23 protein-coding genes and 1 tRNA gene are annotated in these 23,423 nt (G+C 52.9%); 18 read left to right on the top strand and 6 right to left on the bottom strand.

The window, feature by feature from the left end; all coding sequences use genetic code 11:
* Positions 1-83 precede the first annotated feature (83 nt).
* The 3 genes from VOI14_RS05170 (at position 84) to VOI14_RS05160 (ending at position 2,795) form a co-directional block, all read left to right on the top strand.
* Positions 84-1,604, top strand: a complete 1,521-nt coding sequence (locus tag VOI14_RS05170; RefSeq protein ID WP_323750966.1) for a bifunctional GNAT family N-acetyltransferase/carbon-nitrogen hydrolase family protein — start codon at positions 84-86, stop codon at positions 1,602-1,604.
* Between the two features lie 118 nt (positions 1,605-1,722).
* The gene (locus VOI14_RS05165; protein ID WP_323750965.1) at positions 1,723-2,121 is read left to right on the top strand and encodes a hypothetical protein; all 399 of its coding nucleotides are present in this window, start codon (positions 1,723-1,725) and stop codon (positions 2,119-2,121) included.
* Positions 2,122-2,162: 41 nt separating this feature from the next.
* Positions 2,163-2,795: a helix-hairpin-helix domain-containing protein gene (locus VOI14_RS05160; RefSeq protein WP_323750964.1), complete on the top strand. Its 633-nt coding sequence runs from the start codon at positions 2,163-2,165 to the stop codon at positions 2,793-2,795.
* Here VOI14_RS05160 and senB read toward each other — a convergent pair.
* A complete protein-coding gene (gene senB / locus VOI14_RS05155) occupies positions 2,792-3,763 on the bottom strand; it encodes a selenoneine biosynthesis selenosugar synthase SenB (RefSeq protein ID WP_323750963.1) in 972 nt (323 codons plus the stop codon). The genes VOI14_RS05160 and senB overlap by 4 nt on opposite strands.
* 167 nt (positions 3,764-3,930) lie before the next feature.
* Here senB and VOI14_RS05150 point away from each other — a divergent pair, with 167 nt between their 5' ends.
* The 4 genes from VOI14_RS05150 to VOI14_RS05135 all read left to right on the top strand — a co-directional run bounded on the left by VOI14_RS05150 (position 3,931) and on the right by VOI14_RS05135 (position 7,636).
* Positions 3,931-4,809: a putative selenate ABC transporter substrate-binding protein gene (locus tag VOI14_RS05150; protein ID WP_323750962.1), complete on the top strand. Its 879-nt coding sequence runs from the start codon at positions 3,931-3,933 to the stop codon at positions 4,807-4,809.
* A complete protein-coding gene (locus VOI14_RS05145; RefSeq protein WP_323750961.1) occupies positions 4,809-5,459 on the top strand; it encodes an ATP-binding cassette domain-containing protein in 651 nt (216 codons plus the stop codon). The genes VOI14_RS05150 and VOI14_RS05145 overlap by 1 nt, the downstream gene beginning before the upstream one ends.
* Before the next feature lie 17 nt (positions 5,460-5,476).
* Positions 5,477-6,943: an ABC transporter permease gene (locus VOI14_RS05140; protein WP_323750960.1), complete on the top strand. Its 1,467-nt coding sequence runs from the start codon at positions 5,477-5,479 to the stop codon at positions 6,941-6,943.
* Between the two features lie 156 nt (positions 6,944-7,099).
* Positions 7,100-7,636 (top strand): hypothetical protein, encoded by a 537-nt coding sequence (locus VOI14_RS05135; RefSeq protein ID WP_323750959.1) that lies wholly within the window; start codon positions 7,100-7,102, stop codon positions 7,634-7,636.
* 45 nt (positions 7,637-7,681) lie between these two features.
* On the opposite strand, the gene VOI14_RS05130 is transcribed toward VOI14_RS05135, so the two are convergent.
* Complete coding sequence (locus VOI14_RS05130; protein ID WP_323750958.1) at positions 7,682-8,134, bottom strand: hypothetical protein; 453 nt, start codon at positions 8,132-8,134, stop codon at positions 7,682-7,684.
* 133 nt (positions 8,135-8,267) lie between these two features.
* Here VOI14_RS05130 and VOI14_RS05125 point away from each other — a divergent pair, with 133 nt between their 5' ends.
* The 3 genes from VOI14_RS05125 to VOI14_RS05115 are packed head-to-tail and all read left to right on the top strand — an operon-like array spanning position 8,268 to position 10,474.
* Entirely contained in the window at positions 8,268-9,188 is a 921-nt protein-coding gene (locus tag VOI14_RS05125; RefSeq protein WP_323750957.1) for an ABC transporter ATP-binding protein, read from the top strand.
* 24 nt (positions 9,189-9,212) lie between these two features.
* Entirely contained in the window at positions 9,213-9,974 is a 762-nt protein-coding gene (locus VOI14_RS05120) for an ABC transporter permease (protein ID WP_323750956.1), read from the top strand.
* Positions 9,971-10,474 carry a DUF192 domain-containing protein gene (locus VOI14_RS05115; protein ID WP_323750955.1) on the top strand — a complete coding sequence of 168 codons (504 nt, stop codon included), beginning with the start codon at positions 9,971-9,973 and terminating at the stop codon, positions 10,472-10,474. The genes VOI14_RS05120 and VOI14_RS05115 overlap by 4 nt, the downstream gene beginning before the upstream one ends.
* Here VOI14_RS05115 and VOI14_RS05110 read toward each other — a convergent pair whose 3' ends face one another.
* Positions 10,475-11,257 (bottom strand): enoyl-CoA hydratase, encoded by a 783-nt coding sequence (locus VOI14_RS05110; protein WP_323750954.1) that lies wholly within the window; start codon positions 11,255-11,257, stop codon positions 10,475-10,477.
* 186 nt (positions 11,258-11,443) lie between these two features.
* On the opposite strand from VOI14_RS05110, the gene VOI14_RS05105 reads away from it, so the two are divergent.
* The 4 genes from VOI14_RS05105 to VOI14_RS05090 all read left to right on the top strand — a co-directional run bounded on the left by VOI14_RS05105 (position 11,444) and on the right by VOI14_RS05090 (position 15,592).
* A complete protein-coding gene (locus VOI14_RS05105; protein ID WP_323750953.1) occupies positions 11,444-12,835 on the top strand; it encodes a hypothetical protein in 1,392 nt (463 codons plus the stop codon).
* A gap of 174 nt (positions 12,836-13,009) precedes the next feature.
* Entirely contained in the window at positions 13,010-13,555 is a 546-nt protein-coding gene (locus tag VOI14_RS05100; RefSeq protein ID WP_323750952.1) for a PEP-CTERM sorting domain-containing protein, read from the top strand.
* A 104-nt stretch (positions 13,556-13,659) separates the two neighbouring features.
* Positions 13,660-14,199, top strand: coding sequence for a hypothetical protein (locus tag VOI14_RS05095; protein WP_323750951.1), 540 nt, complete (start codon positions 13,660-13,662; stop codon positions 14,197-14,199).
* Positions 14,200-14,464: 265 nt separating this feature from the next.
* Positions 14,465-15,592 (top strand): zinc-binding dehydrogenase, encoded by a 1,128-nt coding sequence (locus tag VOI14_RS05090; protein ID WP_323750950.1) that lies wholly within the window; start codon positions 14,465-14,467, stop codon positions 15,590-15,592.
* A 200-nt stretch (positions 15,593-15,792) separates the two neighbouring features.
* On the opposite strand, the gene VOI14_RS15620 is transcribed toward VOI14_RS05090, so the two are convergent.
* The 3 genes from VOI14_RS15620 to VOI14_RS05075 form a co-directional block, all read right to left on the bottom strand.
* Positions 15,793-15,981, bottom strand: a complete 189-nt coding sequence (locus tag VOI14_RS15620; protein ID WP_416361388.1) for an SEC-C metal-binding domain-containing protein — start codon at positions 15,979-15,981, stop codon at positions 15,793-15,795.
* A 713-nt stretch (positions 15,982-16,694) separates the two neighbouring features.
* Positions 16,695-16,781, bottom strand: a tRNA-Leu gene (locus VOI14_RS05080).
* A 106-nt stretch (positions 16,782-16,887) separates the two neighbouring features.
* Positions 16,888-17,514, bottom strand: a complete 627-nt coding sequence (locus VOI14_RS05075) for a class I SAM-dependent methyltransferase (RefSeq protein WP_323750949.1) — start codon at positions 17,512-17,514, stop codon at positions 16,888-16,890.
* Positions 17,515-17,701: 187 nt separating this feature from the next.
* Between VOI14_RS05075 and VOI14_RS05070 the strand changes: the two genes are divergently transcribed.
* From VOI14_RS05070 to cydC, 4 genes are read left to right on the top strand one after another with little or no spacing between them, the layout of a single operon-like run.
* Entirely contained in the window at positions 17,702-19,147 is a 1,446-nt protein-coding gene (locus VOI14_RS05070; RefSeq protein WP_323750948.1) for a cytochrome ubiquinol oxidase subunit I, read from the top strand.
* A complete protein-coding gene (cydB, locus tag VOI14_RS05065; protein WP_323750947.1) occupies positions 19,147-20,148 on the top strand; it encodes a cytochrome d ubiquinol oxidase subunit II in 1,002 nt (333 codons plus the stop codon). Before VOI14_RS05070 ends, cydB begins: the two co-directional genes overlap by 1 nt.
* Positions 20,149-21,825, top strand: a complete 1,677-nt coding sequence (gene cydD, locus VOI14_RS05060; protein ID WP_323750946.1) for a thiol reductant ABC exporter subunit CydD — start codon at positions 20,149-20,151, stop codon at positions 21,823-21,825.
* Positions 21,818-23,419, top strand: a complete 1,602-nt coding sequence (cydC, locus tag VOI14_RS05055) for a thiol reductant ABC exporter subunit CydC (protein ID WP_323750945.1) — start codon at positions 21,818-21,820, stop codon at positions 23,417-23,419. The genes cydD and cydC overlap by 8 nt, the downstream gene beginning before the upstream one ends.
* Positions 23,420-23,423 lie beyond the last annotated feature (4 nt).

The raw sequence follows: 23,423 nt of genomic DNA, 5'->3' as shown, positions 1-23,423 counted from the left end.
AACGTGTGGGTGCACGCCTACTCTGCTAAGATTCTTGCACTGTCGTCTTATGCCGATGCTGATACCTAACGGAGAGAGTTTGAATGGCCCACGAAGATCTACACCTGAATCTGCGTAATCTCACCCTTGATGACTACAGTGAATTACAAGCATTGATGGACGATGTCTATGACGACATCGGAGGTGCCTGGCCAAAAGACACCATTAAAGCATTGGTCGAACAGTTTCCGGATGGGCAAGTCTGTATTGAGGAGAGCGGCAAGCTCGTCGCCGTTGCACTCACTGTATCAGTGAAATACGAAAGGTTCAGCAACCCCCACGCCTACGATGATCTGATTCTTAGAAACGAAAAGCTTTGGCATAACCCTAACGGGGATTCGCTATACGGCCTCGATGTGTTCATTCACCCGGAATACCGAGGTTATCGTTTAGGTCGCCGCTTATACGAGGCGCGGAAAGAACTCTGTCGATCGATGAACCTCAGAGCTATTCTGGCTGGCGGACGAATCCCTAACTACTTCAAGTATGCCGAGCAATACACGCCGGAAGAATACATTCAGCGCGTAGACAGAAAAGAGATTTACGATCCTATCCTGAGCTTCCAGCTTTCCAACGACTTCCAAGTTACCCGGTTGATGCATAAGTATCTGCCAGAGGATGAAAAGTCGCTGGGCTATGCCACTCTGTTGGAATGGCGAAACATTCTCTACCTGCCCCCTACCTCTGTGTTGGATGTAAAGAAAACCCAGGTTCGCATGGGTGCTGTTCAGTGGCAGATGCGCGAGTTTGGGTCGGTGGAGGAAGTTCTCAAGCAAGTTGAGTACTTCGTGGATGCGCTCTCGGACTACAAAAGTGACTTTGCCCTTTTCCCCGAATTTTTTAACGCGCCGTTAATGGGGCTGACGGATCAGCTGGATCAAACCCGGGCGATTCGTTTCCTGGCCGGATTTACTGAGCAGTTCCGTAATGAAATGTCCGACATGGCGGTCAGCTACAACATCAACATCATCACCGGCTCCATGCCCCTCATCGAAGATGATCGCGTGTACAACGTTTCTTACTTGTGCCACCGGGATGGTCGCGTTGATGAGCAACGTAAAATCCACATAACACCGCACGAGCGCCGTGACTGGGTTATCGAGGGCGGTAACGAATTCAACGTGTTTGAAACCGACGCAGGCCGGGTCGCTATCCTTATTTGTTACGACATTGAGTTCCCGGAGTTGGGGCGTATCGCCGCAGAACAAGAGGTCGATATCATTTGCGTGCCGTTCTGGACCGATACCAAGAACGGTTACCTGAGGGTGCGTCATTGCGCTCAGGCCAGAGCCATTGAAAACGAATGCTATGTTGTTATTACTGGCAGCGTTGGTAACCTGCCTAAGGTAGAGAACCTGGACGTTCAGTACGCTCAGTCGTCTGTGTTCTCCCCTTCGGACTTTGCCTTCCCTCACGATGCGGTGATGGCTGAGACAACACCGAACACCGAAATGATCATGTTTTCCGATATGGATCTGGAAAAACTGAAGCTGGTTCGGAACGAAGGGTCGGTGACCAATTTGAAAGATCGCCGGGTTGATTTGTATCAAATAAGGAACCGCTAAACAGCGGTATACGTGTATCAGCAAAGGCTGGGTGTAATTGCCAAACGGTTCGAGTCCGTCTATTGTTCAATTTACGCTCATTCCCAGTTGCCATCATTGGAAACAGAGAACAGGTTTCATGAATAACGCATTACCGGATCTCGTCGCCCACTTCCGCTACCGTCATGGCTTCTTTCGCCGAGAAGACGTTCACGCCCGGCTCTATGAGCTGGACAGCTTCGGATGTGTGATGAAAACCGATAAGCCTTTCGAACCTGGAGATACAGTAACACTTGATCTTGTGATGAAAATGCCCTTGGACGACATCCGCGCCGAGGGCATATCCGGGCTCGTCACTGAGAAACGAAAGCACTGTAGCAACTTCTTTTACTCGATTGATTTTATTCAACTTGATGAAAACGCAAGCTCGCCCCTGACCGAAAAAATGCGCCGCATTCGAGAAGTGCTCTACAAGAAGCAGACACTCCGGTCGCGCAGAGCTGGCGGACCTTCACTACTATCAAGACAAACAGCCTGAATCGTTCTCTAACCAAGCCTACCCCGCAAGGAGACAGCCAGATGGCAAAGAAATCCAAGCCAAGTATTGAAGCAATCGTTAAATCCGTAAACAAAGAATTTGATAAAGCGTCCAATCAGATTGAAGGTCTGATCAATGATGCCTTGAAGCAGCTGGACCAACTGCAAAGTCAGGTTCAGGAACCTGTCCGGAAGCTTCTGAAGGAAGTCGAAGAGCTTCGGGAACGGGAAATCGGGCGTTTTAACGACGAACTTGAACGCCGCATGAATGATTTCCACGAGCTGCAGACAAGCTTGCTTGAGCGGCTGGGGATCGCGTCCAAAGAAGTCGAAACCGACGTTAAAAAGCTAGCGAAAGGCACGGCTAAAAAAGCAAAAAGCGCGACGAAAACCGCTAAGCCTGCCGCCAAGAAGCCTGCTGCGAAAAAGGCCCCCGCTAAGAAGCCTGCAGCCAAGAAGCCAGCAGCGAAAAAAGCAACTAAGACAGCTGACAAGTCTGATCTGACGCTGGTTAAGGGTATTGGGCCTGCAACAGCCAAGAAAATGAAAGATGCCGGCATCACCTCGATTGAACAAATCGCGAATCCGAGTGACGCCGACAAGAAAAAACTGGAAGGTTTTAAGAGCGTAAAAGGCTTCGATAGCTTTTCTACTGAAGCGAAAAAAGTACTTTAATCTTTTGGCTGAACAACGAGCGCCAGGGCTTTCTCCAAGCTCTGGCGTTCTTGTTCAGGCTCGAAGGTCTCGGCCAGTTTTACCACCTTCTTTTTAAGCGCCGCCAAAAACTCTTCATCGTTTTCGGCACGCGCCATCAAATCCGCAAGAGCCCGGTCATCTTTAACAGGGAAATACCCGGGGTAATCATCGCCCAGCAAACCTCTGTTTCCCGGAATGTCTGATGCCAGAATGGGTAATTCGGCTCGACAAGCTTCCGAAATCACATTGGCGCCACCCTCCATCACGGAGCTGATCACCATCACACTGCTGACCGCTACCAGCGTCCCTAACTCCGAGGCGTTCAGCTCACCCAGCCAATGAAACCGGGGATTGCTTCGGCTCTCCTGCAATGCCAATTCTCGCCACGCGTCACTGTGAGGTTTACCGGCACAGGAGACAATGATGTTTGAATCCTCTGGCAGGTGGTGACTCGCGATGGCGGCTCTCAGGGAATCTTTTTCATCTCTGAGGTGACCCAGCACACAGATATGGAATTGTCCGGGTTCCAGGCGAGATCCGCCGATGGACTCTGGCCTGTCTGCCGACTGGCGTAGCGTTAGCAACTTGCTTTCATAGCGTTCAGGGATGTCCTGCCCTACCCGATCGTGCAGGCCGATCAGAAGGTCGGCAAGATCCATCGACTCATAGGTGGCTTCCGGGTAGGCATGCTGATGGTGATAAATGTCTGTTCCTGTGAGCACCACAATCAGCGGTGTGTCTGGCCACGCACGTTTGAATGCTTTGATCGCTGCAGCGCTGCGCCATGCATGCAGGCCGATGAACACATCGCACTGCGCACCCTGATACTCCGTTTCAATCGTTACCTGGTGGCCCGACTCTTGGAGCAGCCTTTGCCATCGAACGGCTGTTGCCCGGTTGCCAGCTTTGGAATCCGGACCAGCCGGGGTATTAATAATGAGTTTCATAATCGTCAAGTTCGGAGGTTTCAAAGATTCTGCATGGGTCTATGCGTTAGGTAAAGCGTTGACTTGGAAAGCGGTTCATCAAACGTGTAATTCAAGGTATCCTGAAATAGAAACTGGCACCCGCCGCCTTTCCCTCGCGGCTCCGAAATAACAAAGGAATGAATTCCATGGCGATGAAACAATTGCGCAAGTGGTTAGCCACTGGCCTTATCTCAATGTCTGCGTTTTCAACAGCTCAAGCAGAAACGTTCATTTTCACTGCAATCCCTGATGAAGACGAAACCAAACTGGTTGAACGGTTTCAGGGCGTAGCGGATTACCTGGCGGAAGAGTTGGACGTAGACGTTCGTTATATCCCGGTTAAATCCTATGCCGCAGCCGTATCAGCGTTCCGCAACAATCAGGTACAACTTGCGTGGTTTGGTGGCCTGTCTGGTGTTCAGGCTCGTCGTTTGGTTGATGGCTCCGAGGCCATCGCTCAAGGCGTTGAAGATGAAGCGTTCGAGACCTATTTCATCGCCAACACCGAAACCGGCATTGAACCTTCCGATTCACTGGAAAGCCTGGAAGACAATCTACGCGGAAAAACGTTTACCTTTGGCTCCAAAGGCTCGACCTCTGGGCGTTTGATGCCAGAATTCTACATTCGAGACACCTTTGATGAAGCGCCGGATTCTGTATTCTCACGCGTAGGCTTCAGCGGCAACCACACCCGCACCCTGCGCCTGGTAGAAGCTGGCACCTATGAAGTCGGCGCTCTGAACTTCCAGGTTTGGGAAAAAGAATTGGCCAATGGTAACATTGATACTGACGCCGTTCAGGTGATCTGGAAGACACCGGCCTACCCTGATTACCAGTGGACCATCCGTGGCGATGTAAACGAAACCTTCGGTGAGGGCTTCAAGGATCGTGTCACCAAAGCCCTGTTGGAACTGGATGATCCAGACTTGCTGGAGAGCTTCCCACGGTCCGGATTTATTCCTGCATCTAACGATGACTACGAGCCGATTCGTAAGACTGCTGAAAGCATCGGAATCCTCGATTAATGTCAGAGTTTGATTTTCATGGCCTGACAGCCAGCTTTGAAGGACAGCGGGTTATTGGCCCGCTGTCTCTTCATGTCCGCGAAGGTGAGCACATCGCGCTGGTCGGCAAAAGTGGCGCGGGTAAATCCACATTGATTAAAGTGATTTACGAACGCCTGCAGCAACAAGCGTCTTTGATTCCCCAAGGCTTGGGACTGGTTAACGCATTGCCGGTCTTCCACAATGTGTTCATTGGTCAGCTCGACCGACACCCGACTTGGTACAATACGCTGACGTTGCTTCGTCCCTTTTCGAAGGATAAACACGCCGTTAAAACCCTGTTGGAAGAACTCTCGATTTCCGAGAAGCTCTGGATTCCTGCAGCTGCACTGTCAGGCGGTCAGCGCCAACGTGTGGCTATTGCCCGTGCCCTGTATCGGCAGGCACCAATACTGCTGGCTGATGAACCGATATCAGCCCTGGATGGCCCTATGGCACATGCCGCCATGAAATTACTCACCCGTCGCTTCAATACCAGCATTGTTGCGCTCCACGATGTGGAGATGGCACTTGCTTACTGCGACCGGATTATCGGCATTCAAGACGGCCAGATTGCGCTGGATGAAGCAGCGTCTAATTTGGCGGCGTCAGACATCGCTTCGATTTACTGACCGGCCGATAACGACCCATGTTCGCCTACCCCACCGTCCGCACCAGCTTCATTTTTCTGGCAATCGCCATAGGCGGATTGTTGGTGGCCGACATTGCCATTACCACGGCAAACCCCTGGCAAGATCTGGGCAGGCTGTTTTTGGGTATCGTAACGCCCAACTTCTTCAGCACCGAAGGCTTGCTGACCGCGCTCCTGCGCACGGTCGCGTTTGCATTTGTCGGCGTGGCTCTCGGCAGCGCATGTGGTTTCCTGCTTTCGCTGGCGTATCGGTTCTTACCCGTGCGCATGTTCTGCGCGTTTATTCGTTCCATTCACGAATTATTCTGGGCGCTGATCTTCTTACAGTTTTTCGGCTTTCATCCGCTCACCGGCGTATTGGCGATCGCCATTCCCTACGCCGGTATCTTTGCCAAAGTGTATTCTGAGATCTTTGAAGAGGCGGATCCCGAGCCAGGCCGGCTTTTACCCCCTAAAACCCGGTCAATCTCAGCATTCCTTTACACCAAAATTCCTGACTGCTGGGTACAGCTGAGAACTTACACCGCGTATCGCCTTGAATGCGGCATGCGTTCTTCCGCCATTCTCGGCTTTGTCGGATTGCCTACGTTGGGCTTCTACCTGGAATCGTCCTTCTCCCAAGGTTTGTATTCCGATGCCGGCGCCATGCTGATTCTGTTTTACATATTGATCGCCACTATGCCGCTTTGGGTGCGCCCTAAATTGCTGCCGGCTTACATATTGGCCGCGCCGTTCTTCCTTGGCGATGGCATGCCGATCATTTGGGGGAACGTGAAACGTTTCTTCACGGAAGACATTATTCCAGCGCCCATTCGCAACGGTGAGGGTGTGGTCGGGCTTACCGAGTGGATGAGTGATGTCTGGGTTAACGAGGCTATGCCCGGCATCTGGAACACCGTGGTGCTCACCCAGATTGCTCTGGTAGCGACCGGCATCTTGTCATTGTTGGCATTCCCTCTGATTTCCAAACATTTCGGTGGGCCGGTTCGGCGCACCTCTGGCCATGTTCTGTTGGTGATCGTGCGCTCCACGCCGGAGTACATCCTGGCGTATATTCTGCTCCAGCTTTGGGGGCCTTCCATGCTGCCTGCGGTGGTCGCTCTGGCACTGCATAACGGCGGTATCATCGGATATCTGATTGGCAGGCAGTCGAATACCATTGAACTTCGCCCTGATGCCCCGACCGGTTTTTCCCGCTACAGCTGGGAGCTGGTTCCCCGCGTTTACCGTTCCTTTTTGGCCTTCCTGTTTTATCGGTGGGAAATCATCATGCGGGAAACTGCCATCTTAGGTATTTTGGGTATCTACACCTTAGGCTTCTACGTCGACAGCGCGATTCAGAACATTCGTTTCGATCGGGCGATGGTTCTTATCCTGATTACTGCGCTGCTCAATATTGGTGTGGACGCTCTGGGCCGTTATATTCGCCGCAAGCTTGCCCTCAAAACCATGCCAACCTGCTGAATTAGCTCTTTTATCTGGGACGAGCGTCACAGATACACAAGACCGCACAAAATCCGCGTTGAACTGTGGAATTGGTTGCAATGTCCTTTAGTTACTCAATGTTACACTTCATAACATCTAGCGTTACATCAGCTATGTTTTCAGGGACTTAAAGCGATGGTTTACGAAGTGGTGGCAATAACTCAATGCGGGCTTCTGCTATTGGTCGGTTTGTTAGGCGTGCGCATGTACACCTTGAGCCGGACCGAGCTTACCGTTCCTCACGGTACAATTGCGTCGACCACCCATCCCACGCCGTTACCCCTCGATCGCGCAGAGCTTTCTTCAAAGCTCCACATTCTGGTGGGTCTTCAGGAGCGTGATTGCCGGGCGAAAGGACTGTTGTTACCGGAAGCGCCGAACGCTGTGCGAACGTATGCAACCGTTTGGCTTTATGGCGCAAGTTGCGCGTTGTGTCCCAGCGTTGTGCGACACTCTGAGCCGTTAGCCAGCATCGTGGCGGGCATTGCCAGTCGTAAATCCGGCATTCGCCAATCGGAAGCCATACAAGCCATTGCGACGCTGACATCCAGCGACATTCTACTGGCGTGTTATCGGGCGGGGCTGGACGGTGCAGAGTTCTGGGAAGAAAAGCACTACGTACCACCAACCTCAAGCCTGTATGAAGCGGTTACCAGCAACGCTTTTATCTAACCTTCTTTCCCCGAAAGCGCGAAAATAAAGCCAGTGGAAATACCACTACCTATGCGCTCTGAAGAATAGGATGGGTGGCACACTTTCCAGCTTTTGTTGGCCACTTTGTAAGTCGATCTGCCAGACCATCTCAGAGCCGGTCGCACACAACGGGGCCTCAAATTCAGCAACGAAGTGGGTCGCGGACTGCCGCTGGAGAGGAACCGGGTATTCCCCCATGTACATGGTGCGTCCGCGCAATACGGCAAGAAAACGGTCGGGAGCACCCGGGCTCTTCACGTTCAGCGTATACAGGTGCTTACCGGCACCGCCTTGCTGAGGGATCAGGCTAACGCTCCATTGCCCTTCGGGAGTGTCCCACGTGCATGGGCCAGCCAAAAGGTCACATTCCGGGCGAGCGACGTCCTCTTCAGAATCCCCCATGTACTGTGACGCAAACACCGCCAACCCAATGACTGCGATTAAAACAATCGATACTCCAAAAACACGAAACATCATCAGCCCCCGTTTGTTAGCAGGTACGCATTATGGGGATATATGCGCACAAGGCAAAGGTTTCTAAACTGCCGCCACCATGAGAAAATGTCCGGCTTTCTGGTTTGAGTCACCCACATAGACAGGACACATAGCCGTGCAGCCGGATATCTCGATAAAGAACCTGAACAAGATTTACGAAGGTGGTTTTCAGGCGCTCAACGATATCAATCTGGACATCTACCCAGGGGAGATTTTCGCCCTACTCGGCCCCAACGGTGCTGGTAAAACGACGCTGATCTCCATCATCTGCGGCATCGTCAATAAAACCAATGGGCAGGCCACAGCGGCGGGCTACGACATCGTTAAAGATTACCGCAAAGCCCGTGAAACCATCGGTTTGGTGCCGCAAGAACTCAGCACCGACTCGTTCGAAACGGTGTGGGATGCGGTTTCCTTCAGCCGAGGGCTGTTTGGTAAATCCCCGAAACCCAACCACATCGAAAAAGTTTTGAAAGACCTGTCCTTGTGGGATAAGCGAAACAACCGAATCATGTCGCTTTCCGGCGGTATGAAGCGCCGGGTGATGATTGCCAAAGCCTTGTCTCATGAACCTCGCATTCTGTTTCTGGACGAACCCACCGCAGGCGTTGACGTAGAATTGCGCCGCGACATGTGGGAAATGGTAAGGAAGCTCCGCGAAAACGGCACCACCGTTATTCTGACGACCCACTACATCGAAGAAGCCGAAGAAATGGCGGATCGCATCGGCGTGATTCGCCAGGGCAAGATCATTCTGGTGGAAGACAAAGATCGCCTGATGTCGAAGCTGGGAAAAAAGGAACTGCGACTGCACCTGCAGAACAAGCTGGAAGCCGTGCCGGGCGAGCTGACGCTGGAGCCCGTGGAATTATCTGATGATGGCTACCAGCTTATCTATACGTTTGACTCTCAGAAGCAACAGGCAGGTGTTGCCAGACTGCTTCGTACGTTGGGTGATTTGGGCATTGAGTACCGTGATCTGCAAACACGGGAAAGCTCTCTGGAAGAGATTTTTGTTGGCCTGGTTAACGAGTAACACTGCGCCCGGACGGAGATAAAAATGAATTTGTACGGTGTAAAAGCAATTTATAAGTTCGAAATGGCGCGTATGCGGCGCACGCTGATGCAAAGCGTGTTGTCGCCGGTGATCTCTACCTGCCTATACTTCGTGGTGTTCGGGTCCGCCATTGGCTCTCGAATGGGCGACATCGACAGCATCAGTTACGGCGCGTACATCATCCCGGGCCTGGTGATGCTTTCCTTGCTCATGCAAAGCATTTCCAACGCCTCGTTTGGCATCTACATGCCGAAATTTTCCGGCACCATTTACGAAGTGCTGTCCGCACCGGTTTCCTACCTGGAGATCGTGATCGGCTACGTGGGCGCAGCGGCGACCAAGTCGGTTCTGCTGGGGTTGATCATTCTCGCGACGGCTCGCCTGTTCGTTGACTACTCGGTTCTTCACCCGTTCTGGATGGTCGCCTTTCTGGCCCTGACCGCGGTCACTTTCAGCTTGTTCGGCTTCATCATTGGCATTTGGGCTGACGGTTTCGAGAAGCTTCAGATCGTTCCCATGATGATCGTGACTCCCCTCGTCTTTCTGGGCGGCACCTTTTATTCCATCGATATGCTGCCTGAAATCTGGCAAACCATCAGCCTGTTCAACCCCGTGGTGTACCTGATCAGCGGCTTCCGCTGGGCGTTCTACGGAGTATCCGATGTGCACATTGGCGTGAGCGTGGGCATGACCCTTATGTTCCTCGGCATGTGCCTGACCACCATCTGGTGGATCTTTAAAACCGGCTACCGTTTACGCTCATGAAAGCCTTTACCTATCTCATCCCCTTCTGTGCGCTGGCCCTGGCGGGCTGTGGCGCGGCAGAAGCGGGTAAAGACAGTGCCCCCGCTGAACTGGCAAGTGTACGAGCCTGCTTTGTCAGTGAAGACGCCAGTTACCCGGTTACGGTCGAGATTGCCAGCGAATCAGAAGCCCGGAAAAAAGGGCTGATGGGGCGGCGCACTTTGGACAAGCACGCCGGGATGGTGTTTGAGTATCAGGAAGAGCGGCCAGCCAGCTACGGGTTCTGGATGTACAAAACGCTCATACCGCTCGACATCGCATTTCTCGATGAAGACGGCGTGATTGTCAGCATGCGCCATATGCTGCCCTGCACATCCTCCCACAGCTCAGGTTGCCCGGTTTACCCGGCAGGAACGTCTTTCTGGAGCGCCGTGGAAATGAATTCCGGTTACTTCAAGTCTCAGGACCTTGAAGTGGGTGACCGGCTCATTTGGCCTCCTGACGGCACCTGCCCGCGCTGATTATTTATGGCGCCATTCGGGCTGGCGCTTATCGAGAAACGCCGAAATACCTTCTTTCGCATCGTGCGTAACGACGTTGCTGGCCATCACCTCCGCCGTATAGTCATAGGCTTCGTTAAGTGGCATTTCCAGTTGGCGGTAGAAGGCTGTTTTACCCACGTTTAGGGTATGAGCGGATTTCCCCGCAATCGTGGCGGCCATGGCGTAAACGGTCTCATCCAGCATCGCCGGTTCAACAACCCGGTTCACCAGCCCCATCCGCTCTGCCCGTTCGGCGTCGATCATGTCACCAGTCAGCAGCATCTCCATCGCGTGCTTGCGAGATACGTTGCGTGACAGCGCCACCATCGGCGTTGAACAGAACAAACCGATATTGACGCCAGGTGTCGCAAACCGTGCGCCCGTCTCGGCGACCGCCAGATCGCAGCTTGCAACCAACTGGCACCCGGCAGCCGTGGCGACACCGGCAACACGGGCAATCACGGGTTGGCGCAGGTTGACGATCTGCTGCATCACTTCACTGCATTTATCGAACAGCTCTTTTTGAAAGGCATAGCTGTCAAACTGGCCACGAATCTCCTTGAGATCATGCCCCGCGCAGAACACCTTGCCGGCTGCTGCCAGAACTACCACCCGGGAGGCGTCATTCTTCGAGATGTCCGAAAGTGCATCGCCTAACGCATGTAGCATCTCCATCGAGAGGCTGTTGCGCCGGTCTGGTTGGTTTAAACTCAGCGTTGTGATGCCATTGTCATCAGTGGTGAGTGTGAGCAGATCTGTCATTGCCGATATCTCCGAAAGTCCTGTTTATTATGATGCGCCCAGTATCAGACAAGTTGCTTTACCTGTCTAATAGTGGCGGCAACATGCGCCATTTCCCTATACTCTAAGGTGTTCCTAGCTACTTGATAAATCGCCGGATTCGACAAGGCTAGCCCTGAAACGTGTATTGGTTGTTGGGAGAACAGTGTGTTTTTAATGAAACGCAAAGGTAATCACCGCCTACAGCTGACTCGCACACTGTCGGAGCCCGGTCGCTATCAGGTCGACCTGTACCTGTTCACCCCGCATGAAGACAGCCTGACTGCCTGGACGCTTTCAGAGCAGCAGTTCCTGTTCAATTCGATCGAACACCGGTACAGCTTGCTGGGGCTTCCCGAGCAGGATCGTATCAGCAAATCCAACCACGACTTCGCCCTGCTCTCACCCCACTACGAGATAACCTTTGGCTCCTGGCTGTTTCAGTATCGGGCCTCGATGGAGCGCCTGCGCCAGCAAATCGAAAGCTCCGGCCTGAGTGTCGACCTGATCAAACGGGCGCTTCGCTTGAGCCGCAACTTTGCCCAACGTTTGCGCAACTCATCACCGGCTAAAAGCAGTCAACAACGCTATTACCGCTTAGCGGACATTTATTACTCCTGGCATACCGAACAATTCTTGTTGGAATGCCTTGCGATAGAAGGCTTTGACAAGCTGGGCGAAGAGATCCGGGATTCTGTTATCGAATTGCTGGAACAGGAATACCAGCACCGGCAGGAACACGAATACCAAAGCAGCTTCAAAGGCGACGCAACACGTGTGTGGAACCGAATGGGCCTTTACCACCGCTTGCTCGAATATCCGGTGTTGCTCAGGCCCAAAGTGATCGCGCTCGGTGACGGCACGCGCAAGCTGGTTAAGGCCGTCTCAACCACGCTGATTATGGCGCTGTTCACTTACATTCTGTTCAACACCCGAACCATCAGTGAGCAACTGTCCCTCAGCCTGTTGTTTGGCATAGCGCTGATCTACGCCGTTCGGGATCTCCTGCGCGACGACATGATCACCGCCATCACCCGCTGGCTGCGTAAAGGAAAGCCGCGGTGGAAAATTCGCCTGCTAACGCCCTACACCAACAAACCCTTTGCCGGAAAACGCGTGTGGCTGGATTATCGCAAGCGCTCAGACCTGCCCCAACAAGTGAAAGAAAGCTCCGGGAAATGGGTAACGAACGAAGCGCAACAAATCGTGTGCTACCGCTCGGTCACTTACCTGGACCACTCAGCACTGGAGAAAAGTCACCTTCAGGAGCGCCTGAGTCTGGATTGCGAAGCCCTGTGCGAAATGATTCAGCCCACCAACAACAAGCTCTACGCCTGGAGCGAAAAGGGCGACATCACCTCGGAAATCAAAGCCCACCCCATCGAGAAACAGCACGATTACGACCTGCTTCTGGTGTATTCCCAATCTGGCCAAGACCACGAATCCGCGCAACGCTGGAGCCTGCGGCTAAGCAGCAGTGGCATTGTGGAATGCGAGAAAAAGAAAGCGAATTGGCCGAAACCCGAGGGTGAGGAAAAGAAAGATAAGAAGGAGAAATGAATAACTGGAAGTTAACGGCCCGCAGTTTGTCGGAATTTTTTACACATTGAAGTATCAGGGCCGAACGGCTTGTTTGATAAACACCTGTATTGAATTGAAATTACACACGGTGGTGCAATAAATGCTTTTTTCTACCGGTGTGGTCGTTATCCGATTCATATAGGTGAAGTAGCTATGAAAACTACAATTCGACTAATGACAATGAATGTTCTTGCGTTGTCTTTGCTGGCAGCCAGCCAAGCACAGGCGGGGCTGATGTCATGTTCCTCTGCCACAACCTATTCGTTGTCTAATGCAACGCAAAGCGCGTGTTTCAGTGGTAATGACAGCAACCAAATTGATGCTAGTTTTTCGCTGTTTGGAATGACGGGGTGGATGCTCGCGGACAAGAACGATGGCCCAGATGGTGATGGCACAATTAACTTTACCACCGCACCGGTTAATGGTGCTAAATCCGGGAATTGGGCAATCGATACGCTTGCAGGACTGGATAATATCGTGATCACGCTTAAGGCAGGAAACGGATTCGGGGCCTTTCTCCTGGATTTGACTGTCGGTGATCCGCTCAGCGGCACATGGTTCTCAGGTAAGGGGCTGTCGCACGCCTCGATCTATTATCAGGGTGAACCGATGATGAAAGTTCCAGAGCCAAGCATCCTCGCCTTGATGGGATTAGGATTGTTGGGAGTTGGAATCGCCAGGCGAAGAATTCAAAAATAATAATTAATGAAAAGCCTAATCACTTAAGCCATCTCAACCGAGGTGGCTTTTTTATAATTTACCTGAGGTTTTTACGTTTGTTAAATACCTCGAGGATAATTCCCATGAAACTGAACACTCCCCTCGTGACCGTATTTGCACTCGCTATAACTTATAGTTTTAGCGGGTATGCTGCCGAAAAACCGCAATCTCTATTAGAAGATGCGCTCAGTGCCGCACCTCCGACATTACGGGACACCGTGACCGTTTTAGACTGGGACCAAAATGTCCTTCAAGAAGGAACAAGCAACTACACCTGCTTCCCGACCCCACCCCAACTCACGGGAAAAGCACCAATGTGTATGGATGGGCCATGGATAGACTGGGCCCAAGCCTGGATGAACAAAGAACCTTTTCAGGCGAAAGCCATCGGAATCTCTTACATGCTCGCAGGTGATGAAGGGGCTAGTAATACAGACCCGTACGCTGAGGGGCCAACCGCTGATAATGAATGGATCGTCGAAGGGCCACATCTAATGATGATTACTCCAGATGCAGCTCTCTTAGAGTCATTACCAACGGACCCTAACCTTGGTGGCCCTTACGTAATGTGGAAAGGGACTCCATACGCACACATCATGATACCCGTAGGTTCTAGAAAATAGTCCGTTTCAAGGTATCGTGGTATGTAGTGGTGCCTTGTTACTCATAGCGCCAGTGTTAGGTACCCCACCCATCTGCTCATTGTCGGTGTCTTTTGGGACAGATGAACATTATGCCGGGTGAAATGCTAACCTGACCCCAGGTTTTCGCTACGATAAGACAGTCCAGCGACGCGGGTCACGCAGTTGCTGAGGGCTTGCCCCTCATTTTACGAGGCAACATCGGTTAGCGAGGTACCAGGCCACCAAACTTTTTCAGGAGTAAAACATGTCGGATGCCAACATCGAACTTATTTCCACCATTAGCGAAGACAATAAACTGGAACTTGCCCTGCGCGAGATCGAGATTCCCCAGCCCGGCGAAAACGAAGTGGTTATCCGTATCGAAGCCGCCCCTATTAACCCGTCTGATCTGGGGGTGATGTTCAGCGCGGCCGATATGACGACGGCCACCCAATCCGGTAGCGCCGATCGCCCGGTCATCAGTGCCGATGTCCCGGCCAAGTTCATGGGTGCCGTTAAAAAGCGGGTTGGCAAGCCTATACCCGTAGGCAACGAAGGGGCCGGTACAGTCGTCGCTGCGGGCGCATCAGCCGCTGCACAAAGCTTGATGGGCAAAACCGTCGCGATAATTGGCGGTGGTAGCTACCGCAAATACCTCTGTGCCAAGGTACAAAGCTGTCTGGAACTAGAGCCGGGTACTACTGCAGCAGAAGGCGCTTCAAGCTTTGTTAACCCGCTGACAGCATTGACCATGGTAGAAACCATGCGCGCTGAAGGTCACAAGGCTATCGTTCACGCTGCCGCCGCCTCTAACCTCGGCCAAATGCTCAACCGCATCTGCATCGCCGACGGCATCGACCTGGTGAATATCGTCCGCAAGCCAGAACAGGAAACGTTGCTGCGCGAATTGGGTGCCAAATACGTGGTTAACTCCAGTAGCGACAGCTTTATGGCAGACCTGACCCAAGCACTGATCGAAACCGGTGCGACGATCGCGTTCGACCCTATTGGTGGCGGTAGATTGGCTAGTGATATTCTCACCTGCATGGAAGCCGCCGTCGCTCGCAACATCACTGAATACAGCGTGTACGGATCTGACATCTTTAAACAGGTTTATATTTATGGCGGGCTTGATCGCGGCCCCATCACGCTAAGCCGCAGCTTTGGTTTTGCCTGGGGAGTGAACGGCTTTTTATTGTTTAATGCATTAGGAAAACTGAGCAAGGAAACCACCATCGCCATGCGGAAACGCATAGCCGCCGAGATAAAAACCACGTTCGCCAGCCACTACACTCACGAAGTATCCCTGGCCGGTGCTTTACAACTGAACGCGATCGCGGTTTATGGCAAACAGGCTACCGGAGAGAAGTTCCTGATCAAACCACAAAGCTAACGTTTGCTCTCTGGCCGAAAGGCCATCCTAGGCTGCTGGAGTAAGAATGGCTCCAGCAGCCTGAATCTCTTTTTGTGCTGTTTAACGCTGAAATAAGCGGCGGCCCGAAAGGCGCGACCGGTGGAGGCCCCACGAGAGCCGGAGCGAACTACAATGCCTAGTTTAGGTCGTCTATGACGCTCTTTATTTTCTTCAATGGTTTATGCATTTTTACCGCAACATTTCTTATATTTACGACCATTACCGCAAATACAAGGATCATTACGCCCAATTTTTGGTTCAACCCTGGTTACTGGCGTTTGTGGTGGTGGACAACAACTTGTGTCACCACAACTAGATTCTTTAGGCACCAAAGACCGATCTGATAAATTATTGCTGCTTTCTCGCATATTGCTTATTAACTCTCTTTTAAGATTGAAACACTTAACTTAACTATAACGCTGATGGCAACTGGCGCTGAAGCGCAGCGGACCAGAACCCGCCAAGGTTATGGCGTTCGCTTGACCGATTGGTTAGCACTTTGACGTATTTCCTCAACTTGGAGCTTAAGAAATAAATCCTGGTGGGCTTGTACTTTTTGATACCAAAGATAGAACCCTCCTACAGTCATCCCTAGCCTCACTATAATAGACCAGAAGAAAATATGGCGGAGAGCCTGAAACTCAGTCAAGAGACGCCGGGCTTCTTTGGTGCAAAATAGGGTAACACTTGCTCTTGATTAGGGCATTCCTGAGCTTCCAGAAAGTTAAGTCGCGCCTCGCTTTTTGCCTGAGAATATTCAGTCTCATAAATCTTGTCGTTCGGCTCTCGCTCAACTTGCCATAAAGAAAACCACTGGCAAATATTACCATAAGACCTGATAGCGTCAGAAACTTGCACAAGCTATCAGTTAGCAAGCTTTTCACGTCATTGGCTGATGCTAAATGCCACAAGGGAATCGAAGAACTAAATCATTATGGAATGACTTGCTGACTGCGCAGAACCAAGCACGGAGACAAATGGAAGGCGAGAAGCCGCAATCCTAGTTTGCTAAGTTAGGTCTACATATAGAGAGTGAAGATGGTAAAACCGAAGGAGTGGTTGTCTAACGTATTGCTTTAAATGGTGCCCGGAGCCGGAATCGAACCGGCACGACCTAACGGTCGAGAGATTTTAAGTCTCTTGTGTCTACCAATTTCACCATCCGGGCATCGGAGGGGTAAATCTGAAGGCGGAGATTGTATAAGGCTCCGTTGCCTAACGCAATTCCGTTCTTGAACTTCGTTATCACTCTGTTCATTTCGCGAACAATTTGGCTAGGTTTCCGGGTTTACCGCAATGCCCTTGTAGATGTAGCCCGCAATTTTTGGCGCTTTGGGTATGTATAGATTCTCAAGCTCCTGGATCTCGAATCCGCCCTGCTTGAGTAACTCGGCGATGTTGCGGTTCAGATGGCAGCCTCCGGCGAGTTTTTTCCAGCCCGGAGTGATCCGGTGCTGCCATTTGCAGGTACCTTCATCTGGCGATTCACCGTGCTCCAGAAACAGCAGTTCCCCGCCCGGCTTGAGTACACGTTTCATTTGTTCAAGAGCGGCATGCCAGTCCGGGATGGTACACAGGGTGAATGTCAGCAGGATGGTGTCTACGGAGTCATCTTCCAGCGGGATTTTCTCGCCCGGAAGGTCTAGCCATTCTACTTGGATAGACGAGCGGTTCAGGTTTGCTTGGGCTTTGCGGCGCATACCCTCTGAGGGCTCCAGGCCGTACACCATGTCGATTCGGTCGGGGTCGTAGAATTCAAGGTTGATTCCGGAGCCCATGCCAACTTCCAGAACACGGCCTTTAGCGCGGGGCACCACCTGGCTGCGAAGTTTCATGACCTGCCCCATAGAGCAAGCCTTGTCGATGATGTGAGGCAGAATTCGGTTTTCGTAAAAGCTCATCGGTTCACCGTGTTGGCTGGTTTAGTTGTTGTTCTAAGTCAAGAGTGCGACAAAATGCCCCGTGCTTCTCTGGTACGATCGCGGTAGCATTGGCCAAACCGCTGGTAATAACAATTTTACAAGATGCACCAGGCAGTTGCTGTGCGGGCTGTGCCCTTTTGTAAGCATGTCATTACTGGAGGTTCCTTTGGAACTAGATCCCCTCATCCTATCGCGAATTCAGTTCGCGTTTGTCGTGTCATTTCACGCCATTTTTCCGGTGTTCACCATCGGTCTTGCATCTTACATCGCGCTACTGGAAGGGCTTGGCTATAAAACCAAGAACCCGGTCTGGACCACTCTATCCACGTTCTGGACCAAAGTGTTCGCGGTCGTGTTCGGTATGGGCGTGGTGTCTGGCATCGTAATGTCGTTCCAGTTCGGTACCAACTGGAGTAACTTCGCGCAGGCGTCAGCCAACTTTTTAGGGCCTATTCTTAGCTATGAGGTGCTGACGGCTTTCTTCCTGGAAGCGGCATTCCTGGGGGTTCTGCTCTTTGGGCGAGACAAAGTGCCTGCTGGGGCACACTTGTTCTCCGCCATCATGGTGGCCACCGGTACTCTGATTTCCACGTTCTGGATTCTCTCCGCTAACAGTTGGATGCAAACGCCCGCCGGTACAGAATTCAGAGACGGCGCGTTTCATATCTTGTCCTGGAGTGAGGCGATCTTTAACCCCTCCTTTAAATACCGTTTGATGCACATGGTGCTGGCGTCCTTCCTAACCGGGAGTTTTGTGGTTGCCGGTGTGAGTGCGTGGTACTTGCTTAAAGGCCGCGAAGTTGAAGCAAACAAGAAAGCGCTGTCGATGTGCTTGTGGCTGCTTTTGATTATTGCGCCGACTCAAGCGGTTGTGGGCGACTTCCACGGTCTGAACACGCTGGAGCACCAGCCCATGAAGGTGGCCGCAATGGAAGGCCACTGGGAAACGTCTACCAACGTGCCGCTTCTGCTGTTTGCCATTCCAGATCAAGAGAACCAGACCAACCATTTCGAAATCGGCATTCCCAGCCTTGCCAGTCTCATCCTAACCCACGATTTGGATGGTGAGATTCTGGGCTTGAATGAGGTTTCGGTTGATAAGCAGCCGCCGGTTGCAATTGTGTTCTGGTCTTTCCGGATCATGGTCGGCCTTGGCTTGCTTATGATTTTGTTCGCGCTCACCGGGCTGGCTCTGCGTAAGGGTGGCCGCTTATATACGGCTCGCTGGTACTTGCAGGGGCTTCGTGCCATGAGTATTGCGCCGTTTATTGCCGTGTTAACGGGTTGGTTTGTTACCGAAGTGGGCCGTGGACCTTGGTTGGTTTATGGTTTTATGACTCAGGCAGAAGCGGTCACACCGTCACTGACCGGCGGCATGGCCTTATTCACGTTGATCGGCTATATCGTGGTGTATGCCTCCATCTTCTCTGCCGGCTTGTACTACCTGATGCGGGTACTGTACGTGGGGCTGGAAGGCGATGACGAAGATGGCGATTACGAAGCTGACCGCCCTGCCCGTCCACTGTCTGCGGCACACGTTCAGTTCGAATACGATGCGGATGAAAACTCGGCAAACCCGGCCAAAACAGCCAATGAAGGGGGGCAGCAATAATGGAAGTGTTCGACTTGGCCCTCATTTGGGCATTTATCATCGGTTTTGGCGTCATCATGTACGTTCTGATGGACGGCTTCGATTTGGGGATCGGCATCCTGTTTCCCTTTGCGCCTTCGGAAGAAGATCGGGACACCATGATGAACACGGTGGCGCCGGTTTGGGATGGCAACGAAACCTGGCTGGTGCTGGGTGGTGCCGGTTTGCTGGCTGCATTTCCCATGGTGTACAGCATCATTCTTCCGGCCATGTACATCGGTGTGTTTTTGATGCTGGCCGGTTTGATTTTCCGGGGTGTTGCCTTTGAATTCCGATTCAAGGCCCGTAGCTCGCGCTACCTTTGGAACTGGGCGTTCGCGGGTGGCTCTACTATCGCCACTTTCGCGCAGGGCGCCGTAGTTGGTGCCTATATTCAGGGTTTCAACACCGTGGATGGCATCTATGTCGGCGGTGCACTGGACTGGCTAACACCCTTTACCGTGTTAACCGGTCTGGGCACCTTGGCGGGCTACGCCTTGCTGGGTTCCACCTGGTTGATCCTGAAAACCGAAGGCCGACTGCAAGACTGGGCTTACCGCATAACCACGCCATTGCTGTTCAGTGTTCTAGTCGTATTCGGCATTATCAGCGTGTGGACGCCCTTCGTTGACCACATGGTTTGGGATCGCTGGTTCTCGAATCTGGGCATTATCTGGATACTGCCTGCACTCACGTTGCTGTGCGCATTCCAGATCTGGCGTTCGGTTCGCAATCGTTTTGAAGGCATGCCGTTTGTTGCCACCATGGGGCTGTTCATCACCACCTATTTGGGTTTGATCGTCAGCCGCTGGCCGTATGTGGTACCGCCGAACTACACCCTCTGGGATGCCGCGTCGGCTTATGAGTCGCAACTTTTCTTGCTGCTCGGCTTGCTGTTCGTCATCCCGATCATTCTGGTATACACCGCATGGACCTATTGGGTATTCCGCGGCAAGGTGCGTGCCGGAGAGGGGTACCACTAAGTGGAACCGTCGGACCCGGCTCGTGTCCGGCGTTGGCTGTCTGGGTTAACCAAGAGCAGTCAGCGGTGGATACGCGCCACGGTTTTGGCCGGTGTATGGGTCGGGCTGGCAACCATCGCACAGATGGCGCTGTTGGCCTGGCTGGTATACCAAGGGGTGATCGAGCAACAACCGGTCGCCAGCCTGACCCTGGCATTTCTCGGATTGGTGGCCGTAATCATACTGCGTGCCCTTGGCCAAGGCTTACAAACCAGATTTGCCGCCCGTTGCAGTGAGGAGGTGCGCCGAGAAGTGCGCCGACTGCTGCATCGTCAATGGCAATCCCTCGGCCCCGTAGCCCTGTCAGATGCTTCCGCCGCTTCCCTCACCCGGGAATGGCTGGATCATGTTGAAGCCTTGAATGGGTACTTTGCTCGGTTTCTACCGCAAATGATGTTAGCGGTCATTGTGCCGGTCCTGATTCTGGTTGTGGTGTTCTGGCTAGATTGGTTGGCCGGAATTTTCCTGGTTTTATCCGCACCGTTGATTCCCTTGTTTATGGCGCTAGTCGGCATGGGGGCTGAGAAGGTGAATCAGCAACATTTTGAAACCGTCAGCCGGCTTTCAGGCCAATTTCTCGATAAGGTTCGCGGGCTGACCACGCTTCAACTATTCGGGCAAACCGCGCAAGCCAGTGCAACGCTGCACCGGCGTTCCGATCAGTTCCGCCTGGTCACCCTGAAGACCCTGAAGATTGCCTTCCTGTCGTCTGCGGTGTTGGAGTTCTTCGCCTCCGTGGCGATTGCGGTGATCGCTATTTACATCGGGTTCGGGCTGCTTGGTTACATCTCTTTTGGCCCAAGCTCGGAGCTCACGCTGTTTTCGGGCCTGTTTATCTTGTTGTTGGCACCGGAATTCTTTCAACCTCTACGTATTCTGTCCCAGCATTACCACGACCGGGCGGCTGCACTCGGGGCCAGCGCAGAGATTATGGCCCGGCTTGATCAACCGGTTTCCCAACCATTACAAGCAGAAAGCTCGGTTACTACCGAGAATGCTTCTGTCATAGCGATCGACGGCGTATCCCTTAACTACGGTAACAGCCCAAAAGTCATAAAGAACGTGTCGCTAACCGTGAAGCAAGGCGAAACCATTGTACTGACGGGCCCCTCCGGTGGCGGCAAGTCGTCGTTGCTACACATGCTAGCGGGTTTCCTTCAGCCGGATTCGGGTTCAATCTCGATCTTTGGCAAGGCCGCTGGTGAGGAGCCTGTCGGGTGGCTGGGCCAGAAAGGTTTCTGGATTCAAGGCACCTGGGCCGACAACCTTCGCATGACCAGCCCTGAGACCTCAGACATTGCGATTGAAAACGCTCTGCATCAGGTGGGATTAGCCGACTTGGTGGAGCGCCGGGAACAAGGCATATACAGCACGATTGGAGAAGACGGTCAGGGATTGTCGGGCGGTCAGGCACGGCGTTTGAGTTTGGCCCGAATTTTTCTGGCTGATTATGATCTGGTGCTTCTGGACGAACCTACTGCCGGTTTGGACGCCACCAGTGAAATCCATGTTCTGGAGGCCCTGCACAAACTCTCCCAAGCGGGCAAAACGCTGATTCTGTCGACCCACCATCAAGCCCTGCTCACGCTGGCCGATCGGTTGTTGATCGTCAACGACGGTAAGGTGAAAGATGCATAACCTCCGGCCCTGGCTTCGTTTGATATTGCAAAGGCGCGGGCGCCTTGTGGTTGGTGCGCTGCTGTTGTTGGCAACCTTGATTTCGGGCATTGCCCTCCTCGCCCTTTCCGGTTGGTTTTTGACCGAAACCGCGCTGGTAGGTCTATTTTTTGCGGCGGGTATTCAGGCCTACATCAACCTGTACGTACCCGGTGGCGGTATCCGTTTTTTTGCGGTGTCTCGTACCGTGGCTCGGTATTTCGAGCGGCTGTATAACCACAACACGGTTCTGCGTTTGTTAACCGATATCCGCGTGGCGTTATTCAATCGAATGGCAGAGTCTGGGCATCGCGACCGGGGTCGTCAGAAAGGCGCTCACTGGCTGTCCCGGCTGACAGCAGATGTAGACGCACTGGATACGCTCTACCTTCGGCTTGTAGCCCCGACGGCTTTGGCTGCGGTGGTGGCATTGCTGGTGGGTGCGCTGGTTTGGCTGCTGCTCAACCTTCAGATTGCCTTAACCTTGCTAGGGTTTCTGGCGACTGCGTTTGTGATCGCTACCTGGGCACTGTATCGCAGAACACAGGCTCTTTCGGGGCAACTGAACGAACGCCAAGAGCATTTGCGCAGCGACGTCATTGAACACCTGGAAGGGTTTGCCGAGCTGACCGCGGCCGGAAGGATTGGGAAACATGCCGCAGTGCTGAAACGGCAATCGCTCGCACTTTCCAAAGATCAAGCCGTAATCGAAACACAGACCGGTTGGCATTTGGCCTTTACGCAATTATTGATCAACCTCTCTGCGGTATTCGTGCTCTGGACCGGGTTTCAACTGTTTCAGAACGGATCTGTCTCCGGGCCGGTCTTGGTGATGCTTCCCATCGTGTTGCTGGGGCTTAACGAAGTCTATGCGATGCTACCCGATGCCTTCGGCAAGCTGGGTGCGACTGTCGCTGCGGCAAAGCGGTTGAATGAGGATGTTAAGCCTTCAACGGTGAACCCAGCCACCACGGCCGCCGACGACGCGTTGACCGCTTCCGACCTTGCCATTGGGCATGCAGGCTCTGCCCCGGTCATGACGCATTTCTCGCTGACGGTCAGTGCCGGAGAACGGCTTGGTATTGTTGGTGTGTCAGGGAGTGGTAAATCGTCGTTGGCAGATACTTTGGCTGGCGTCATTCCTGTGCTTTCAGGGAATCTTGAACGTCCCGCTTGCGCTTACCTGACTCAAAGTACTGTGGTGTTCGAGGATACCGTCAAAGCCAATCTCCTTTTGGGCGACCCCAAGGCGACGGATGCAGAATTGTGGCGGGTATTGGAACTGGTGGAATTGGCGGAGCGATTCACGCGGGAAGCTGAAGGGTTGAATACCTGGTTAGGGAGCAGTGGCAATCGGTTATCCGGGGGCGAAGCCCGCCGTTTGGTTCTGGCTCGAGTGCTGCTATCGAGTGCGCCTCTGGTGATTCTGGACGAACCTTTCACCGGGGTAGATGCCGACACGCGTACTCGTATTGCTCCGCTGATTGACCGCTGGCTCGAAGGCCGGGCGGTCATCAGTCTGGGGCATAGGTCGGAAGCACTCCTGCCTGCCGACCACATACTACACCTGAGCTAGGCCC

The organism is Marinobacter sp., assembly GCF_034669625.1.
Classification (GTDB): Bacteria; Pseudomonadota; Gammaproteobacteria; order Pseudomonadales; family Oleiphilaceae; genus Marinobacter.
The sequence above is the reverse complement of the archived record's forward strand: the minus strand, read 5'-3'. Positions and strand labels throughout refer to the sequence as shown.

What these genes read in the sequence shown, in the direction of transcription:
- VOI14_RS05170 (WP_323750966.1), top strand. Translation starts at nt 84, where the DNA reads ATGGCCCACGAAGATCTACACCTGAATCTGCGTAATCTCACCCTTGAT.
- VOI14_RS05165 (WP_323750965.1), top strand. Translation starts at nt 1,723, where the DNA reads ATGAATAACGCATTACCGGATCTCGTCGCCCACTTCCGCTACCGTCAT.
- VOI14_RS05160 (WP_323750964.1), top strand. Translation starts at nt 2,163, where the DNA reads ATGGCAAAGAAATCCAAGCCAAGTATTGAAGCAATCGTTAAATCCGTA.
- senB (WP_323750963.1), bottom strand. Translation starts at nt 3,763, where the DNA reads ATGAAACTCATTATTAATACCCCGGCTGGTCCGGATTCCAAAGCTGGC.
- VOI14_RS05150 (WP_323750962.1), top strand. Translation starts at nt 3,931, where the DNA reads ATGGCGATGAAACAATTGCGCAAGTGGTTAGCCACTGGCCTTATCTCA.
- VOI14_RS05145 (WP_323750961.1), top strand. Translation starts at nt 4,809, where the DNA reads ATGTCAGAGTTTGATTTTCATGGCCTGACAGCCAGCTTTGAAGGACAG.
- VOI14_RS05140 (WP_323750960.1), top strand. Translation starts at nt 5,477, where the DNA reads ATGTTCGCCTACCCCACCGTCCGCACCAGCTTCATTTTTCTGGCAATC.
- VOI14_RS05135 (WP_323750959.1), top strand. Translation starts at nt 7,100, where the DNA reads ATGGTTTACGAAGTGGTGGCAATAACTCAATGCGGGCTTCTGCTATTG.
- VOI14_RS05130 (WP_323750958.1), bottom strand. Translation starts at nt 8,134, where the DNA reads ATGATGTTTCGTGTTTTTGGAGTATCGATTGTTTTAATCGCAGTCATT.
- VOI14_RS05120 (WP_323750956.1), top strand. Translation starts at nt 9,213, where the DNA reads ATGAATTTGTACGGTGTAAAAGCAATTTATAAGTTCGAAATGGCGCGT.
- VOI14_RS05115 (WP_323750955.1), top strand. Translation starts at nt 9,971, where the DNA reads ATGAAAGCCTTTACCTATCTCATCCCCTTCTGTGCGCTGGCCCTGGCG.
- VOI14_RS05110 (WP_323750954.1), bottom strand. Translation starts at nt 11,257, where the DNA reads ATGACAGATCTGCTCACACTCACCACTGATGACAATGGCATCACAACG.
- VOI14_RS05100 (WP_323750952.1), top strand. Translation starts at nt 13,010, where the DNA reads ATGAAAACTACAATTCGACTAATGACAATGAATGTTCTTGCGTTGTCT.
- VOI14_RS05095 (WP_323750951.1), top strand. Translation starts at nt 13,660, where the DNA reads ATGAAACTGAACACTCCCCTCGTGACCGTATTTGCACTCGCTATAACT.
- VOI14_RS05090 (WP_323750950.1), top strand. Translation starts at nt 14,465, where the DNA reads ATGTCGGATGCCAACATCGAACTTATTTCCACCATTAGCGAAGACAAT.
- VOI14_RS15620 (WP_416361388.1), bottom strand. Translation starts at nt 15,981, where the DNA reads ATGCGAGAAAGCAGCAATAATTTATCAGATCGGTCTTTGGTGCCTAAA.
- VOI14_RS05075 (WP_323750949.1), bottom strand. Translation starts at nt 17,514, where the DNA reads ATGAGCTTTTACGAAAACCGAATTCTGCCTCACATCATCGACAAGGCT.
- cydB (WP_323750947.1), top strand. Translation starts at nt 19,147, where the DNA reads ATGGAAGTGTTCGACTTGGCCCTCATTTGGGCATTTATCATCGGTTTT.
- cydC (WP_323750945.1), top strand. Translation starts at nt 21,818, where the DNA reads ATGCATAACCTCCGGCCCTGGCTTCGTTTGATATTGCAAAGGCGCGGG.